Source organism: Paenibacillus lentus (genome assembly GCF_003931855.1).
In the GTDB taxonomy this organism is placed as follows: Bacteria; Bacillota; Bacilli; order Paenibacillales; family Paenibacillaceae; genus Fontibacillus; species Fontibacillus lentus.
The window spans coordinates 2533454-2550126 of record NZ_CP034248.1 but is presented as its reverse complement, the minus strand read 5'-3'; the positions used below and the strand labels follow the sequence as shown (position 1 = coordinate 2550126).

The 16673-nt window shown below is 46.9% G+C and carries 17 protein-coding genes; 5 read left to right on the top strand and 12 right to left on the bottom strand.

Annotated features, from left to right (window positions below; genetic code table 11):
* Positions 1-13: 13 nt before the first annotated feature.
* The 6 genes from EIM92_RS11380 to EIM92_RS11355 all read right to left on the bottom strand — a co-directional run bounded on the left by EIM92_RS11380 (position 14) and on the right by EIM92_RS11355 (position 4936).
* Positions 14-373: a DUF4280 domain-containing protein gene (locus tag EIM92_RS11380; protein WP_246021325.1), complete on the bottom strand. Its 360-nt coding sequence runs from the start codon at positions 371-373 to the stop codon at positions 14-16.
* A gap of 50 nt (positions 374-423) precedes the next feature.
* The gene (locus EIM92_RS11375) at positions 424-912 is read right to left on the bottom strand and encodes a hypothetical protein (protein ID WP_125082733.1); all 489 of its coding nucleotides are present in this window, start codon (positions 910-912) and stop codon (positions 424-426) included.
* Positions 913-931: 19 nt separating this feature from the next.
* Entirely contained in the window at positions 932-2053 is a 1122-nt protein-coding gene (locus EIM92_RS11370; protein ID WP_164515079.1) for a pentapeptide repeat-containing protein, read from the bottom strand.
* 14 nt (positions 2054-2067) lie between these two features.
* Positions 2068-3573 carry a hypothetical protein gene (locus EIM92_RS11365; RefSeq protein WP_125082731.1) on the bottom strand — a complete coding sequence of 502 codons (1506 nt, stop codon included), beginning with the start codon at positions 3571-3573 and terminating at the stop codon, positions 2068-2070.
* 3 nt (positions 3574-3576) lie between these two features.
* Complete coding sequence (locus EIM92_RS11360; RefSeq protein WP_246021323.1) at positions 3577-4308, bottom strand: hypothetical protein; 732 nt, start codon at positions 4306-4308, stop codon at positions 3577-3579.
* Between the two features lie 130 nt (positions 4309-4438).
* Positions 4439-4936 (bottom strand): ArpU family phage packaging/lysis transcriptional regulator, encoded by a 498-nt coding sequence (locus EIM92_RS11355; RefSeq protein ID WP_125082730.1) that lies wholly within the window; start codon positions 4934-4936, stop codon positions 4439-4441.
* Between the two features lie 290 nt (positions 4937-5226).
* Here EIM92_RS11355 and EIM92_RS11350 point away from each other — a divergent pair, with 290 nt between their 5' ends.
* The 3 genes from EIM92_RS11350 to EIM92_RS11340 all read left to right on the top strand — a co-directional run bounded on the left by EIM92_RS11350 (position 5227) and on the right by EIM92_RS11340 (position 6618).
* Positions 5227-5580 (top strand): helix-turn-helix domain-containing protein, encoded by a 354-nt coding sequence (locus EIM92_RS11350; RefSeq protein WP_125082729.1) that lies wholly within the window; start codon positions 5227-5229, stop codon positions 5578-5580.
* Positions 5581-5691: 111 nt separating this feature from the next.
* Positions 5692-6285, top strand: coding sequence for an ImmA/IrrE family metallo-endopeptidase (locus EIM92_RS11345; RefSeq protein ID WP_125082728.1), 594 nt, complete (start codon positions 5692-5694; stop codon positions 6283-6285).
* Between the two features lie 6 nt (positions 6286-6291).
* A complete protein-coding gene (locus tag EIM92_RS11340; RefSeq protein ID WP_125082727.1) occupies positions 6292-6618 on the top strand; it encodes a hypothetical protein in 327 nt (108 codons plus the stop codon).
* Between the two features lie 245 nt (positions 6619-6863).
* Here the strand turns inward: EIM92_RS11340 and dhaK are convergent, their stop codons facing one another.
* Both dhaK and EIM92_RS11330 read right to left on the bottom strand, forming a co-directional pair.
* Positions 6864-8633 carry a dihydroxyacetone kinase subunit DhaK gene (dhaK, locus tag EIM92_RS11335; RefSeq protein WP_125082726.1) on the bottom strand — a complete coding sequence of 590 codons (1770 nt, stop codon included), beginning with the start codon at positions 8631-8633 and terminating at the stop codon, positions 6864-6866.
* Position 8634: 1 nt separating this feature from the next.
* Complete coding sequence (locus tag EIM92_RS11330) at positions 8635-9771, bottom strand: glycerol dehydrogenase (protein WP_125082725.1); 1137 nt, start codon at positions 9769-9771, stop codon at positions 8635-8637.
* A 713-nt stretch (positions 9772-10484) separates the two neighbouring features.
* On the opposite strand from EIM92_RS11330, the gene EIM92_RS11325 reads away from it, so the two are divergent.
* Entirely contained in the window at positions 10485-11531 is a 1047-nt protein-coding gene (locus tag EIM92_RS11325) for a PocR ligand-binding domain-containing protein (protein ID WP_125082724.1), read from the top strand.
* Between the two features lie 48 nt (positions 11532-11579).
* On the opposite strand, the gene EIM92_RS11320 is transcribed toward EIM92_RS11325, so the two are convergent.
* Positions 11580-13181 (bottom strand): Ig-like domain-containing protein, encoded by a 1602-nt coding sequence (locus EIM92_RS11320; RefSeq protein WP_164515078.1) that lies wholly within the window; start codon positions 13179-13181, stop codon positions 11580-11582.
* An 81-nt stretch (positions 13182-13262) separates the two neighbouring features.
* On the opposite strand from EIM92_RS11320, the gene EIM92_RS11315 reads away from it, so the two are divergent.
* The gene (locus EIM92_RS11315) at positions 13263-13460 is read left to right on the top strand and encodes a hypothetical protein (RefSeq protein ID WP_125082722.1); all 198 of its coding nucleotides are present in this window, start codon (positions 13263-13265) and stop codon (positions 13458-13460) included.
* Between the two features lie 79 nt (positions 13461-13539).
* On the opposite strand, the gene EIM92_RS11310 is transcribed toward EIM92_RS11315, so the two are convergent.
* From EIM92_RS11310 to EIM92_RS11300, 3 genes are all read right to left on the bottom strand, one after another.
* Entirely contained in the window at positions 13540-14367 is an 828-nt protein-coding gene (locus EIM92_RS11310) for a carbohydrate ABC transporter permease (protein ID WP_125082721.1), read from the bottom strand.
* Between the two features lie 26 nt (positions 14368-14393).
* Positions 14394-15269 (bottom strand): carbohydrate ABC transporter permease, encoded by an 876-nt coding sequence (locus tag EIM92_RS11305; RefSeq protein WP_125082720.1) that lies wholly within the window; start codon positions 15267-15269, stop codon positions 14394-14396.
* An 83-nt stretch (positions 15270-15352) separates the two neighbouring features.
* Complete coding sequence (locus EIM92_RS11300; RefSeq protein ID WP_125082719.1) at positions 15353-16672, bottom strand: ABC transporter substrate-binding protein; 1320 nt, start codon at positions 16670-16672, stop codon at positions 15353-15355.
* Position 16673: the final 1 nt, after the last annotated feature.

Sequence of the window (16673 nt, the reverse complement as noted above, 5' to 3'; positions counted from 1 at the left end):
CCTTCCCCCTTTCTTATTTCTGTCCATCGTCCTCGATATAAATAATGCCGCTCTCATGATGCACGCAATTGACATAGGAGCAGTTAATTAACGCGGGCTTTCCTTCCACCAGCAAGTCCGGCTTCCCCTGCATCCACTCCATATGCACCTCCGGCTCGCACGGCTTATCTCGCGCCTCACATACGCCAAATGTTGAAATATTGTCGCCCACTTTGCTGTCTCCGATATTCATCAACGGCTGACCCTTGATATACATCCCGTGCGACGTCGGCAAATTTAGCATGTTCGGATGGCTGCCGCACGCGCAGCGCAGCATCGCCCCCCGCACCACATAACTGAATTCTGGAGACTCGCCTTGAAATTCTGACATCATCTAACCTCCTTTAATCCCATGCCTTCTATTAAAAAACAACGATCATACCTTCACTCCTGAAATCTGTCATCCACTTCCACCGGGGTAAGCCGCAGTCCCGTATAAGCCCTGCGCAGCAGGCTTTCCGCAACGTCCAAATGAACGATGCAGCGATCACCCGCGCAAAACAACCGTTCATGCTTAAGCTTATTCCCATCCAGCACAACCCGCTTCACTGTGCCCAGCCGGTCCCGTTCGGTTCGTTCCGAGAGCACTTCAAGCTCCGGCGGCTCGAATAACCAATACAGCTCCTGCCGCTTCGCTTCCTTCGCAGTCAGAACGACCGAAGTCCAGCGCAAATCAGCATCATACAGCTCAAGGAGCTGCTTCATCCGGTTGGAGACCAGCCTTCTCGGATGCTCGATGAAATCGATATATTCCGCCTTCTGCTCCTCCCGCACATACATCATGTAATGATCCCGGCTGCCGTCATGACGCGGCTCCTGGAGCAACAGCGAAGTCTTCGTCCGCTCATCCTGCTGCAAAATAAAATAATGCACGAGCCATCCCCCCCTTTTTCTATTCCCGCAACTGCACCTGCACTGGCACCGGGACTCCACTCTCGTCCTCCTCCATCCAAGTAATGCTGCGGCGCTGCTCCTCACTCAGGTTCCACTGGAGGGCATCCTGCTTTAAAATCAGTGCTCCGCTGAGATTCGCCCCTTGAAATTCAGCCCCCGCCAAATCGGCGAATAACAGGTTCGCACCCTGCAAGTTCGCATTGGAAAAATCTATTCCATAAAAACCGAGCACCATTCCCTCATGAAAAAATCGCGCTCCCCCCACAGCCTCCGCCAGCTTCGCGCTGCTAAGATCACAGCCGCTGAAATTCGCGTCATACAGCAGGCTTTGACTAAAGTCCGCTCCAGTGAGCTTGCTGCCGCTAAAATCGGTACCAACGCAAATACTTCCCTGAAAGTTCGAACCGCTGAAGTCCCCGCCCGAGCAGTGACTGTAGCGCAAATCGATCCCTTCATACTGGCCGCCGCTTAAATCCAAGCCCCGAAGATCGCTGTTCATGCAGTCGGAAGAACGCTTCTCTTCCAACCAGCTCTTGAGCTCCGCTGCCTGTCGATCCGTACAATCCTCCATCCATAGCTGTTCGCTGAAATCCTTGAACTCCCCGGCTCGAATCCGCAGCACATCCGCTCGCTCAATAGCGAGAAACTCAGGCAGCGCAATGAGCTCCGGAACGAGGGATCGTATCCATTCCCTGATATATTGATGAAGCACAGTGAATTCCCGCAGCACAATAGCATCGATTTCCGTATCCGGAACCTGCCTGAACAATGCATGCCCCAAATCCTGCTTGAAGCTCTGCAGCAGCGGGTACAGCCAAGGCAGCTCCAGCAGCTCCAGGCATTCATTGCGGTCGACGTACCATCGGTCATCATAGGCTTCAATGCTGTATATCACCCTATCCTGCAGCAGCCATGTTCGCAAAAAGGAAAAATGAATATAGGCAATAGGCGCTTTTTGCCCGCTGGACTGCTGCTGACCGATACGGATGCAAAGCTTACGGAACGCTTCAATCAGCTCCCCCCGGTGCATGTCCATCCTGTTTGGCCAATAGGCATCGACAGCTTGAAGCATCGCTTCGCGCAGCGGAGCGATTTGCTGTTCCAATGAATCGATCGTCACACGCATTCTCCTTTCTAGTTGTTGCGAACCTGATTTCCTTTGAGCACTACATCGTCCTCAATGAGCAGAGAGCTGTCCTTACAGCTCATTTCCACCTTCTCGCTGGCCGCAATCGTAATATTTTTGGACTGCAGAATAATGTTCTCGGTCGCATTGACCTTAATGTCTTTACTACTCGTCAGCGTAATGCCGTTCTCATCCTCCAGAACGATGGAGACCCCGTCTCCCGTAATCATGATGTAATCCGGAGCCAGCACGATCATCTTCCCGTTCTTGGTCTTGAGTGTTTTGATCTCGGGATCCTGCATCGGATCACTGTCTCCACCAGGACCTGCACCCCCACCTGCTCCTGCTGCTACTCCTCCGGCGCCCCTCCCGCCGCTTGCGCTCCCAGCACCTCCGCCTCCTCCATTTCCCGTGGAATCCCCCGGCTTCGCTACCGAGCTGGTTGCAAAGGCGTCCTTCTCCTCATGGGTAGGAAAATAAATGCGAATATCATCTCCTTGCTCAGGCATGAAATACCAGCCCGCATTATCGGCAGATGCATAAATCGTAGAGTAGGGGAACCAGCAGGCTTTGCCTTCATCCTGGGCCGAATCCATGTTCAAATGGGCCTTAATCAAGTCCTTCTTTACAGCAATGACCTTCCCCTGAACAGAAGCGCCCACAATATCCTTGTTGTATTGCTTAGGCCTGACCAGCCCGCCCTTACGAGCCAGGGTGTAGCGACGCTTGAGCAGCCCCTTATCCAGCTCCAGACGCACCTTGCTGACGACCAGATTCTGGCCGTTAAACTCCACCTCATGACCGATGTCGAGCACCTGTGGCGCTTCCACCTCATAGAAAACGAAATCATGCTGGGACACATTCGGAACCCGGTTACGGACTGCCTGCTGATATAAATCCATGCGCTTATGAACACGGAAATTATGGACCTCCAGCTTTCCTTTATTCCCGGGCTCAGGGAGGCCGACATAGCACAGCATCCGCTCATCCAATGCCGCTGGAACGATACCTGTATAGAAATGCGAAGCAAGCCGCTTGAGCAATTGCCAGTCGGTCTCCTGATACTGGAGGATCATACTCGGCAGCGTTGAGCCGTTCGATGCGTAATCAAGCAAATTCGCGCCCGAATAAGACGATACAATTTGATTCATTAACGCTTTGTAGGACATTCCGACATCCTGAAAAGACCGCTCCTTCGGCTGTAAATCCCAGCGATACGTATGCGATACGGCCTCAACCGCAATAGCATACACCCCTTGAGTCATATGTACTTCCACATCCAGCACCATGCCGTGAAACAAGGTACCCTGCTCTCCCTGCTCATTTGTCTCTGTCACTACAATAGAAGTCTGGGCGTCGGCCATTTGCACATAACTATCTTTGCGGCTCTCGGGAACAATGCCCGTAAACCTTAGCCGGACATGCTCGTTCATTTGCTTAGTTACCGTCAACTCCTGCAATCGCTCCAATTCAAAAGGCGCAATGCGCACATATGAACTCCCTGTTGTTTCCATCCATTATCCCTCCCCTTCATTTGGGCTTGATCCGATTATGCGCAGTGAAGCCATAATGCCGTGGGCAATCGGACGCCAAAGCTTCATTTGCTTCTCCATACAATTGACACTGAAGAACAGCCCCTTCTCTTCCCATTCCATGAAAAAAGTCAGGTTGTAAATGTTGCCGTCCATCGCGGGAGATAGAAACTCATAGTATCCAACCCGCTTCCCGTCGGTAGCACTGGCTTGAACCGCCTCCTTCTGGTGTAATTGTCCTTCCTGCTCCGATGCTGCTTGCTCAACTTCAACCCGCCCTGCCTGTCCAAGCGTAAATACCCCGTCCGATAACCAGCGGGCATTCGGCTGCATGCGCTTGAGCATCGCCAGCATTTCCGATTGAAATTTCTCCATCTCATCGTCATACATCCGATTGTCCGTCGGGTTTACGTTAATATTGATGGACAGGCTCTCATCGGTATAAATAAGCTTGGGGCGCCGATCTGAAGGATATTTCATCGCGGCAAACTGTTCCGGCATTTCGACAAATGACTCCGGCATGCGCAAGCTCACTTGCCCAGGGATTACCTCCGTCTCGGAGAATGTTATTTCTTCCGAACCCAGCTTAAGCAAGCCCGACAATACAGCGGCTGTTACCTTGGGAATGGATAATTGCTCTTCCTTGGCCTCTTCCCTTTCTTTCCGTTCCTGCTCTTGTATAACTCGCAGGAATTGTTCATCCATAAAATTAGCCATGCTACACCTCTCTTATATGCAAATGTTAATTACCATTTTATATATTTATCGGATTTAGCTTCTTTTCTTTTACATAAAAATCTTTAATTTGGGGTAATTTTCTATTTAATTTCACAAAAAAAGCCGGCTTTTAGCCGACCCCATGCATAGCTCCGGTTGTTCTACAATCCTCGGGTTCCACAAACGCTTCAAGTTTCATCGCGATCGCCAGCAGCTTGAGAGCGCTCGCCTTGATCCGCCGATACGTTCGGTCGCTAATCCCCATTTCTCCACAGCTGATGAAATCATACTCGCGTTCATCATCTAAATAACTGCGTTCAATGACTTCCCGCTGCGTACTGGACAGTCCGTTCATGGCCTGATCCAGCAACTCCGATTTCCTCTGCAGTTCTGCTTCTTTGTCAATATTGCGAATCGCAGCCTGCTCGGTCGGCTTATGAACACCATGGGTTGCCCCATGGTATCTTGGAGCATAGTTATGCGTTATATTCGCCAGTTGGCGGATATAGCCGATTTGCCGATATTGCCTCACTTCTTCGAGAAGCTGAATAACCGCCGCTCGGGTTGCCGCTTCATCCACCGGTAAACTATGAAAAACGGCAAATGAATTGATATGTCTTTTTCCCATTGCCAATCCCTCCATGAAGATCATTTAATGTCGTTCAAATTACCAGTACGGCAATGTTTTCTGATGATATTTGTTGATTTACCAGCCTGAACCGTGTAAAATAGAATTTGTAAACTAAGTAACTCCTGCTGTCATTGCCAATACGGTAATGTACTTGCATTATATATTACCAAAACGGCAATGTCAACATCTTACACTTTATTTTCTTATTCACATCTATACCGGTATGGTAATGTTGCATTTTTTCATACAATAGTTTTTAATATCACATTCAAGAAGAGGGAGTGTCTATGCATACACTGGGCGATCGGATCAAGCATCTTCGAGAACTGAAAAACTTAACCCAAAAAGACCTCGCATCAAGAGCCGACTTAACGACGGTTCAGTTGTCGAGATATGAGACGAACGACCGAAAGCCGGATCCCGAATCCCTACGTAGGATCGTTGACGCGCTGGATACGAACGGCGATTATTTGCTGGGACGTACTTCCGACCCTTCACCAACAGAGGAAATGCAAGCAAGCATGTCATTTTACGGCGGGCCAGAATCGTACACCCCTGATGAAATCGCGATGATGGAAGCCGCTTTGAAGGCTTATCGGGAACAAAAGAAGAAGCTACTAGACAATCAATCCGATAAATGAATATAATGTAGGCAGCATATTCCATTTTTTATGATCAAATTCAGGTCCTTCCTTTAGGACCTTTATTTACACCCTGAAACCGAACATACATTCCCGCAAGAGGTGATATCCATGTTGTTTTCCTATTATCAAGAGACCCATCTAGAGCAGTGGATCAACTCTAAATATCGAAGCAGCGGCCTGCTAGATGCCAAACAGCATGACATTGAGCGGATTGCTGAGGCTTTTGACATAGAACTCGTATATGCCGCCTGTCCTTCCTTTTCCGATAACGAAGAACGCGTTATATTTCTAAACAAGCATATGGACGACGCGAAGGCCAGGGTTATTTTTTTTCATGAATTATGCCATGTTCTCAGGCACTCGGGAGATCAACGCTATATGCCTAGCCTATTCAAACACGCCCAGGAGACCGAGGCGGATCATTTTGTGCTGTATGCAGCCGTCCCTTTCTATATGTTTGAAAAATTGCCGATTCCAGATCATCGAAGCGAAGCGATCCCTTATCTTGCCGATGCATTCCATATTCCGCTCGACCTCGCTGAACAACGGCTCGATCAAATTCAGCGCCGCGTCCTGCAGGGCAGCCTGATCGCAGCTGCTCAGGAGGCCGAAAGAAAACAGCCGGAGCCTGAAGTAAGATGGTCTACGGAAACCCAGCGAATACTATCCCAGTTGGAGGAGCAGCTATCGAAAAAGGAGTGAAGCAAATTGCGAATTAGAGCGTATTGCGATTTCTATGACGAGGCCTTTAGACCCCTGCAGCTTGTAATTAAGACGGAGCCCGGCGAGCTTGATTGGTCAAAGACATTATACATATCTCTGCCTGCTCCCCTGGAGCCTCTCGAAGCAGAGGATTACGGTGATGACCGGGGAGTATCGGTATTGTTGGAGGATTTGGTGAGCCAGGGAGAAGAGAAGAACAGCCTTGGCATCTTGCTCCCGCAAATTTATGCCCGCCACGGAATGGAGTTTGAATTACTTATCATTCAAATGGATGATGCAGAAGAAATCCTACACCTAGACAGAAATTACTGATAGATAGCATTTAGGATAGGGTAGAGAAACTATTGCTGGATGCCGCTAAGCAGATATTGCCGAAATAACTTTAGCTGCCTCTATAAACAAACAGCTCCGGTTCCCCGGAGCTGCGCTTAAGCGTGTATCTAAAGCTGCTGCATCTTTACTGGCTGCCCGGAACCGAAAGGCAGAGCCTCAAATCGGCGCCAACACCCGCGACAATACGTCGCCTTCTTAGTTACCTCATTTATTTCTGAATCTTTCTAGTTTAATGCTTTGGCCAGCTCGGTAAATATGACGCCCAAGGCATGGGCTCCGGCATCCGGATAGCCAATACTACGCTCGCCCACCGTTCCTGCTCGACCCATACGGGCAACGATGGTCTCGGTTTGTTTCGCCCCATCGACAGCAGCCTGTGCAGCCTTATTCGATGCTGCTTTGATATCTTCCCCGCTCCCTGCGCTTTGTTTCCAGGACTCTGCATAAGGCACAAGTGCATCGATTAAGGTTTTGTCGCCGACGACCGCCCCTCTGCCGAATGTTCTTTCCCCGGTTTCCTGAATCCCTTGAACCACGGCGGCCATCATGTCCGCAATCTCATCCACAGAGAGCGCTTGTCTAGTTCCTGCATATTTACTGGCCGCCCGGAAGGCAGAGCCCCAAATCGGCCCCGACGCCCCGCCGCAATGCTCCATAATAATTAACGAACACGCGTCCAGGAAGCTGCCAATATCCGCTGTATGCTGCGATAGAATATCCTGCCACTCTGCCTTCAATTGCTTAAATCCCTTGGCAATGCTCATGCCAAAATCTCCGTCCCCTGCATGAGCATCCAATTCGCAGAAGGGCACTTCGTGGTCAATGATAACCTCGCTCATTTGATCGATCAGATAGACGATATTTTGTAAGGAGAGCTGGTTATGCTCTACAATGGCGCTCTCTGGATCTGTCTCATTCTTGTAGGATACAGCTTGATCCGCCTTCTCATTCTGTGAATTGTGGACAACCTCCGTGAAGACTACAGGCTCGAATGGCTCCTGAACAACCAACGCAGGTGTATGGCAAGGCTCTGCCAACCATTTTTTCAACGTAGGGTCAAGCTTCATGATTGTTACCGATGCTCCAGCCATATCAATACTGGTCATGTAGTTGCCAACGAAAGCTTTGTAGATTCGTTTGTTCTTCGCCGCTAATTCACGCGTCACGGAATGATTCAGCAAATATAGCTCCTGTAGTGGTGTGCCGCCAAATCCATTGATCAGTACGGCCACTTCTTGTTCATCGCCATCGTCCATATGCAGGTTGTTGAGTAAGGCCTCCACCATCCGCTGGGCTAGTTCATCCGCTGATCGTACTGCCTCTCTACGAATGCCCGGCTCGCCATGAATGCCGACACCATACTCCATTTCATGCTCTTCAAGATGGAATGTAGGTGAACCCTTTGCTGGAACGGTGCAGGAAGTAAGAGCAAAGCCGATACTGCGAATATTGCCGATGGCATGCTCAGCCAGCTCTTTAACTTCGCCAAGCGATAAACCAGCTTCTGCCGCAGCTCCGGCAATTTTATGGACGAGCACCGTTCCTGCCACGCCTCTTTTACCTACCGTATAAAGACTATCCTCCACGGCGATGTCGTCATCGACGATAACATAGTCAACCTCAATGCCATCCTCACTCGCCAAATGAGCCGCGTTCTTGAAATTCATAATGTCGCCGCTGTAATTTTTAATAATTAGCAGTGTTCCTTTGTTACTTACAGAGTTCCGGATTCCTTGATAAACTTGAATTTGGGAAGGGGAGGCAAATACATCGCCGCATACCGCCACATCCAGCATGCCCTTCCCTACGAATCCCGCATGCGCAGGCTCGTGGCCGCTTCCTCCACCGCTGATTAGCGTTACTTTATCCTCATTGATGATTTTCTTGGAAATAATTTTGTACTTACTATTAAACGTTAAATTCGGATGAGCCAAAACTATGCCACTGCACATTTCTCGAACGAGAGTGTCTGGTTGATTGATGATCTTCTTCACCTTATGCCTCCTTGCGCTTTTTGAATTCACGCCCAATTTGATCTGCGACCATAATCGCTGCTGCTACCGCTTCCACCGTAATCGGGAATGGCATCGAATGAATCGATTCTTCCGGGATACAGGCCTTCTGGGCTACTTCCTGCAATTCTTCGTTCGAAATGCTGTCTACCCCCAAGTCAGCCAGGCAAATCGGCAGGCCGACCGATGCGCAGAACGAGAGTACTTCATCGAGTTCGTCCTGATCTGCATTTTCAAGAACCAACTGTGCGATCGTACTGAAGGCTACTTTTTCTCCATGATAATAGCTATGTGTCCCCTCAAGCGAGGTTAATCCGTTATGGATCGCATGCGCTGCCGCTAAGCCCCCGCTCTCGAATCCTAGGCCGGATAGCAGAATATTGGCTTCAACAATGTTCTCCAATGCAGGCGTGACGACATTCCGATCACAGGATAGTTTGGCCTTGAGACCGTCTTCCAATAACGTTTCGTAACATAATTTCGCCAAGGCTAGTGCTGTCTTGGTTCCTTTGGCATCCCCGCATATCCCCTCCCGTACACCGTTTGGTAATCCGGCGTTTACGTTAGAGTAGGATCTCGCCGTAGCTCTCGCCTCAAAATAAGTAGAAATCGCGTCCCCCATACCAGCTACAAGGAAACGGGTTGGCGCATTCGCGATCACCGTCGTATCAATCATAACCACGCTAGGGCTTTGTTTAAAATAAGCATAATCATCAAAGGCTCCCTCCGGCGTATACAGCACAGCCGAATGGCTTGTCGGCGCATCTGTTGCAGCTATCGTCGGGACGATGATCAGGGCCTCCCCTTCAGCCACACATTTCGCGGTATCAATCGCTTTCCCTCCGCCGAGTCCAATCGTACAAGCACAGCGTTGCTCCTTGGCAATAGCTTGCAGCCGTGCGACTTCTTGTCTGGAGCATTCACCTTGGAAACCGCTTTCAATAAAAGTGATATTAAACTTGCCTGCAGTTGCATCCAGCTTCGCTTTCACTCGTGCCACATCCTCGGGATGGGCAATCAGTAGCGCGGACTCCCCAAAAGTTCTTACATAGTAACCCAAGTTAAGTAGTTCGTCCTCACCTTGGACATATTTTGCCGGGCTAATAAAGGCTCTTCTCATGATCAATCTCCTCCTTCAATGAATCATACTCTTATTATAGGCAGCCGCTCATGTATAATCACGGAAGAATAAACGCCATTTAAAGCACTTTCTTATCGTATTTTTTTGTCATAAGAATGTGAAGTTGTATTATTTTGTCCTAGTACTCGTGAATTTAGTATAATATAGAAGATGATGAACTATTAAAATGGATGCGGGGCATGCCAAGTTGTTTTACCTAGCTGCATATACGAAGTTGTCGCGTGCTTGAATGCCGGTGCCGTATACGAAGCTGTCGTGTGCTTGAATGCCGGTGCCGTATACGAAGCTGTCGTGTGCTTGAATGCCGGTGCCGTATACGAAGCTGTCGTGTGCTAGATGGAATTCATGTATCTAATTACGCTTAAAACGAATGTTTCAGGGAACTAGATGGATTTCATGCACCAAAATCAGGAATCCTACCCTCGATCGTTCATTTCCTCTTTTCTAACGACATGAAATCCATTTAAATCTTTCTTCCTGCGTTACCGTAGAAACTAACTACTATAAATCCATTTAAAATACTAATTTAAATTTATCCTTATATCAGGCCGCAGCTCATGGGGGCTCGCATGGCATTCTATAAATCCACTTACATTAGCCGAACTACTAGTTCATCTTAATCTAATTCATCTTAATATAGTTGCGCAAATGCACACACAAACGATTACATCATTTAATGGAGCTGTACAAGTATGGTAAAATCACGGTTTGATATTGGGCGTATTATTGATTTGGAAAAATGGCATAAGCTGCAAGACTCTCTTGCACTCGTGACCAAAATGGCGATCATCACGGTCGATTACAAAGGGGTTCCCGTCACCAAGCATAGTTACTGTCAGTCCTTTTGCCAAAAGGTTCGGCAGGATTCTTACCTGTCTCAATATTGTCAAAAATGCGATGCGCGTGCCGGATTGGAAGCTGTCCGGTTGAATAAGCCTTACATTTACTTATGCCATTTCAATATTATCGATATTGCGATTCCCATTATTATTGATGACCAATACATCGGGGCGATCATGGCAGGACAAGTGAAGCTGCGCGATACCGACGTACCGCCACTTGAACAAATAGTCACCCGCCCATCCAATGCGGAAACGGACAGTAAATTCGCTGCCTATAAAAACGACTACGATTCACTGCCCGTCTTATCCTATGAAGAAGTGACCACAATCGCGGATATGCTGTTTCACTTATGCACCTATATTATAGAAGAGGCCATCCGAAAAGATGCAGCGATTGAAATGTACAAGAAGGCCATGGCACTCGGGACTGCTCCTGCTTCGCTAGACAAGCTAAGTACTTCGGAACGTACTTACCGACATATTCAAGCAATTCAAAATGAGCTATCCAGTGTGCTTATTGAAACGAAAGTAAAGAAATCCGCAGGCGATGCCTTCTTGTCTTCCAATCCAGTACTGCAGCCCGCCTTTGACTACATCTACGCTCACAAGAGCGAAAATTTCAAATTACAGGCGATGGCTGAGCTTTGCCATATTAGCCCAAGCTATTTTAGCCGCATATTTGCAAAGGAAACTGGGGAGAATTTCACCGTCTTCGTCGCCCGGCTCAAAATCGAATGGGCCAAACAGCTTCTGGAGACAACGGATTTATCCATCAATGAGATCAGCGATGCTTTCGGATTTAGCGATACGAGTTATTTCATCAAAACGTTCAAGAAGTTCGAGAACTTGACGCCAACGATATATCGAAATGTGTATAAGAGCAGAACGATGGATTAACCCGATTCCAAAATAAACTCCGTCGGTTCATCGTTCTGTCCATTTTCCTTAATAAACATCGACAATGGCTGTCGCTTCAAATCCACTATAAGTGGCCGTTAATGTAACCCTTCCTCGCTGCAATCCGATAATGTTACCCTCGGAATCTACATAGGCAATGGAAGGATCGCTGCTGCTATAACTACTGAACTGCGTAACCTGAGTAAAGTTGCTACCAAACCGATAAGTAACCTCAATGTCCAGCGGCTCGCCGATATTGACACTGTACTCATCAGAATCAAAATACAGGGACGTAGATAGTGGCCACACATACACTCTAGCTACCGCCTCTTGACCGCTCCATATCGCTCGTATATGCGTTTGGCCAAATCGATGACCCGTAATGTTTCCGGATGCATCAATGGAAGCAATGGACTCATCATCCGAAGAGAAGTGAACTAAGGAAGTGACATTTCTTGACGTATTTCCATATACGGCTGTAACTACTGTGTCTAACGTCTGTTCAAGGCCCAAACTATAACTTGGAGAATCGAATTTCAGATATTCGAGCGAGGGAGATTCGTGATTTCCACCTGCTCCAAACTTTAGAAGATTTCCCTTGGCGATGACAAGCACACTTCCATCCGATTCACTGTAAATCCGTTGCAAACCGCTTAATGCTTGGAACCAGAGTATCTCCCCGTTAATGTTCGTCTTATAGAGTCCTTGCGTGGTGCCGAATAAGTAGCCGTCAGCAGCTCTATCTAGCGAGATCACTTTTCCTTTCACCGCTAGCGTTTGACGCTGTTCTTCCTGGTTGTTGGCATCATTTTGTATGAATACAACCTCATCATTTTCATTTGTGGCTGCAATCATATATCCACCATCAGCATTTGCAATTACTTCTCCCCCGGTGAGTCCGCTATAAGTATTTGTCCAAACTATCTCCCTCTGTGAGTTCAGCATCCATACACGAACTGTACCTTCAATATCACCTTCGATAACATAGCCGCCATTGGCTAATTCATGAATTTTATTGGCTTGATAAAAAGAGGCCGAAGGTCCTCCTCCGCCTATAATCTTTCTGAAGATCATATCTCCTGCCGAGGATAACTCGCCTACAGCGGTATGGAAGGAACCGGTGTTTAAGCTATCTGTAGATTGAGCAAATAAGTAACTGCCTTCCTTGGATAAATGGATATCATTAAAAGTCCCGTAAGCTCCGGAAGAAAACATCTTATTCCACTGGATGAACCCGTTATCGTCTATTTTTGCAAAGTAAAAATCTCTATAGCGAAAATGAAAACTTTCAAGGGTTCCACCTAATAAATATCCACCATCTGGCGCAGAAACCGCCATTGTAAAACTAACCATCTTTCCATTATTGCCTCGTACTTCAATATTTTTCTCCCAATATGGAGTCCCCAATGAATCTGTCTTCGCGAAGTATACATTGCTGTTACTCCCATTCACGCCAATAATAGCATATCCTTCTCGAGTCTGTTCGGCATGAAGTACTCCTACATTCTCCCCATAGCTTTGCTCCCATTCCAATGCGAATTCCTCTTCCGATGCGGAAGCCCAGCCTGCTGGCAGCATCAACAATAATACGGCCATTAATAAAACTGTAACTACCCGCTGTTTCAAAAGTGCATAGGATTTATTATTCAAACTCTCTCCTCCCATCCTCATGGTATTTGCTTATCTATATGCTAAATTGCATCTAGATATATACATGGAAAGTTTCATGATATGATCAAAGCTATCAACCATATGGATACGCTGGGCAGAGACAGCATCAAGGAGCTGATCACGGGGGAGCTAGCGGATTATATCTGTGTCATCATCGAGCACAGCAATGAGTTCGACGGCATCTGCAACAAGAGCATTTACCTGCAAGCCAAGGATAACCGCAGTCACCTGCCCCACTCTAGTCAAGTTGAAATGTAGGAGGAAATAGTAGATGAGGCAAAGAAAGGCCTGAACCCGGTATTCTTCCGGTTCAGGCCTTTTAATTTAACCCCGCCTACTATCCTTTTACCGCAGAGCCCATGGTCATCGCTCTTTCAACCTGTTCACTGAAGAATAAATAGATGATAACCATAGGAAGGCTGGCAATCGTCATTACAGCCCCCATTCCGCCCCAATCGGTACTATATTGCCCCTGAAAGAACAATAGTCCCAAAGGTAGTGTTTTCATTGATTCATCGGAAATAAGAATATTCGCCAGCATGAACTCATTCCAGTTGTTCAAGAATTGAAATATGACCACAGTCGCAATGGCAGGTACGACTACAGGTACTATAATATTAGTGAATAGTCGGTAGACACTCGCTCCGTCCATACATGCCGCTTCTTCAATTTCAGAAGGAATATCGCGCATAAACCCATAGAAAATAAGCGATGAAAACGGCAATCCGATTACGATATAAGGAATTATCAGCGCTCCATACGTATTCGCTAAGTGGAAATCCTTCACAAGAATAGCCAGAGGTATCATAATGACCTGCAATGGCATAAACATGCCAACCAGCATATAGAGCCGGACCGCTTCCCGAAACCTCCAGCGTAACCGAGCGATAGCGAACGAGAACATTAACGCTAAAATGACGATAAATATCGTTGCCACCGTAGAAACGACCACACTGTTCATAAAATATTGCGGGAGATTAAATTGAGTCCAAGCGTTAATATAATTTTCATATCGAAACTGGGTCGGCAGCCCAAATGGATTGGTAACGAATATTTCATTGTTGTCCTTAAGCGAATAGGATATCATCCAGAATAACGGATACACAGAAATAATAAAATACAGCCATAAAGGAACCTGTATGAGGAATGATTTAACCCGTTGCATAACGATCTCTCCTTCTAAGATGCATGTTAATCATCTTTACGATCAAACACTTTGTTGATAATTATCGTCGCTACTAGTGAGATGGCGACCAATAGTACAGATATGGCAGATGCATAGCCATACTTATTCTCCAGGAAGGCGTAACGGTATATCATGAAGGTTAAGGTATAGTTACTCGTGCCTGGTCCACCATTTGTCATGATGAGCATTTGTACAAAGGCGCCGATTCCTGATGTGATCGCAATGATAAAACAGAACTTAAAAGTTTCCTTCATCAAAGGGAGCGTTACTTTACGGTGAGCCATCCATTTGCTGCAGCCGTCAATGGTTGCGGCTTCATAATATTGCTCGGGGATCGATTTCACTCCTGCATAGAGGAGGCTAAATTGATAACCCATAAACTGCCAGGCATTAACAAAAGCAATAGCAACAATCGATACGGTTGGCGAAGTGAGCCAGTTTTGTTGATAGGAGATCCCCATGATCTGAAACAGCTTATTAATCAAACCATTCGTTGGATCGTACATCGCAATCCACAGCTGGCATACAACCGTCACGGACAGAATTACGGGTACAAAATAAGCCGTTTTCAGCATTTTTCTAAATTTGACTCGCGGATCAGCACAAGCAAGCGCTAGAATCGTACCGAGGCCAATTTGAAAAACGACAAGGACAACTGCAAAAATCAAGCCATTTCGCAAAGATGTCATTAGAAGGGGATCCTGGAACATTTCCTTATAATTATCAAGTCCATTAAACACAGCCGTACCTAATCCATCCCATTCAAAAAAGCTGCGATACATCGTTTGCAGCACCGGTGAGATAAGAACGACAGTATAGGCTAACAATGCCGGAAGCAGAAAAATCAGTATCGCCTTCTTGTTGCTTAAATATCTATCCATGGTTTAACCCCACTCCTTTCCTGGGAGCAATCCCCCCTTCAATAACAAATGCATCAAGGGGGGATGGCCTGGGTCTCTATTTCTTATTTGTTCTCTTTAGCTAATACCGAGTTCATATTTTTGATGAACTGCTCCGTAGAGAAACCGTCGATCAGCATACTTTGTGTATTATCATCCAGCACATTTTTGATCGAGACATTATTCAGAGCGACCGCATAATCCGTAGCGTTTGGAAGCACTTCATCAGCAATGCGCTGCATCATCGGCGGTATTTCGGCAGTGATTTCCTTATCCACTTTTACGGATACAATCGGACTGCCTAGCTGAGCGTATTTATACTCGGCAGCTTTTTGAGCAAGGAAGCTGGCTACCTTCACTGTCAGCTCTGGATCTTTCGTCGATTGAGATACGGCGAAGCCGCCAGGCGATGGAGATCCGTTAACTGCGTATTTTGTTTTTTCATAAGTTTCCTCATCTTTCGCCGGCCAGTACATCCAATCCACTTTATCGCCGAGCTTCTCTTGAGAGCTGTAAATTTCCCATTGCCCATTCACAAACATCGCAGCCTTACCCGTGTAGAATAATGAAGAAGCCTGATCATAGTTCGTATTTGTAGCGTTCACATCAAATAAGCCAGCTTCTTGCAAGGTTCTCAGTTGATGAGCAGCGGTAATGAAGGACTCCGGTAGTTCTGTAACGCCAGACTCGTCCAGCTTTCCGTAGCCCATGGCTTCTTCACGAGTAACAAAGCCTTGATAAAGCGCTGTAGAGATCCATTTCTCTTTAGCAAAGATGGAAAGTGGTACATATCCCTTTTTCTTCAGTTTTTTGGAAGCCTCTGCTAATTGATCAACAGTCTTGATCGGAACTTCAATGCCGACCTCTTCAAATATTTCTTTATTGTAATAGAGGATTTGGAACTCGATTCCGGTAAATGGAAATGCGTAAATATGTCCGTCTGGTGCAATTAATCTTCCTTCTACCCCAGGATTCAACTTGTTCTTAAACGCTGCTGTTTCTTCAAAATCATCTAACAAGAGAACGTTTTCAGATTTTGCGAACGTTTGCAAAGTTGCCCAGTCCGTTTCGAAAATATCTGGCATATTCCCTGTAGCGGCATAGGTTTTTAGCTTCTGATGTCCGTCCTGCACCGCTGGATCCAACACAATTTCAACATTTGGCATTTCCTTTTTTAGTTCTTCTACTGCATAATCAAATGGTTTGGAGGTATCATCGTCAAAATGCTGGGCATACACCTTCAGCTTAACCTTCTCTTCCCCTGAACTCCCGTTGGAGCTTGTAGAGCTCTGACTCGAATTCCCTCCTGAACAAGCCGCTAGCAACAAAGATAACATGGAGATGGTGACTAGAGCTGTTAAAGACTTGAACCAAACTTTCTTCATG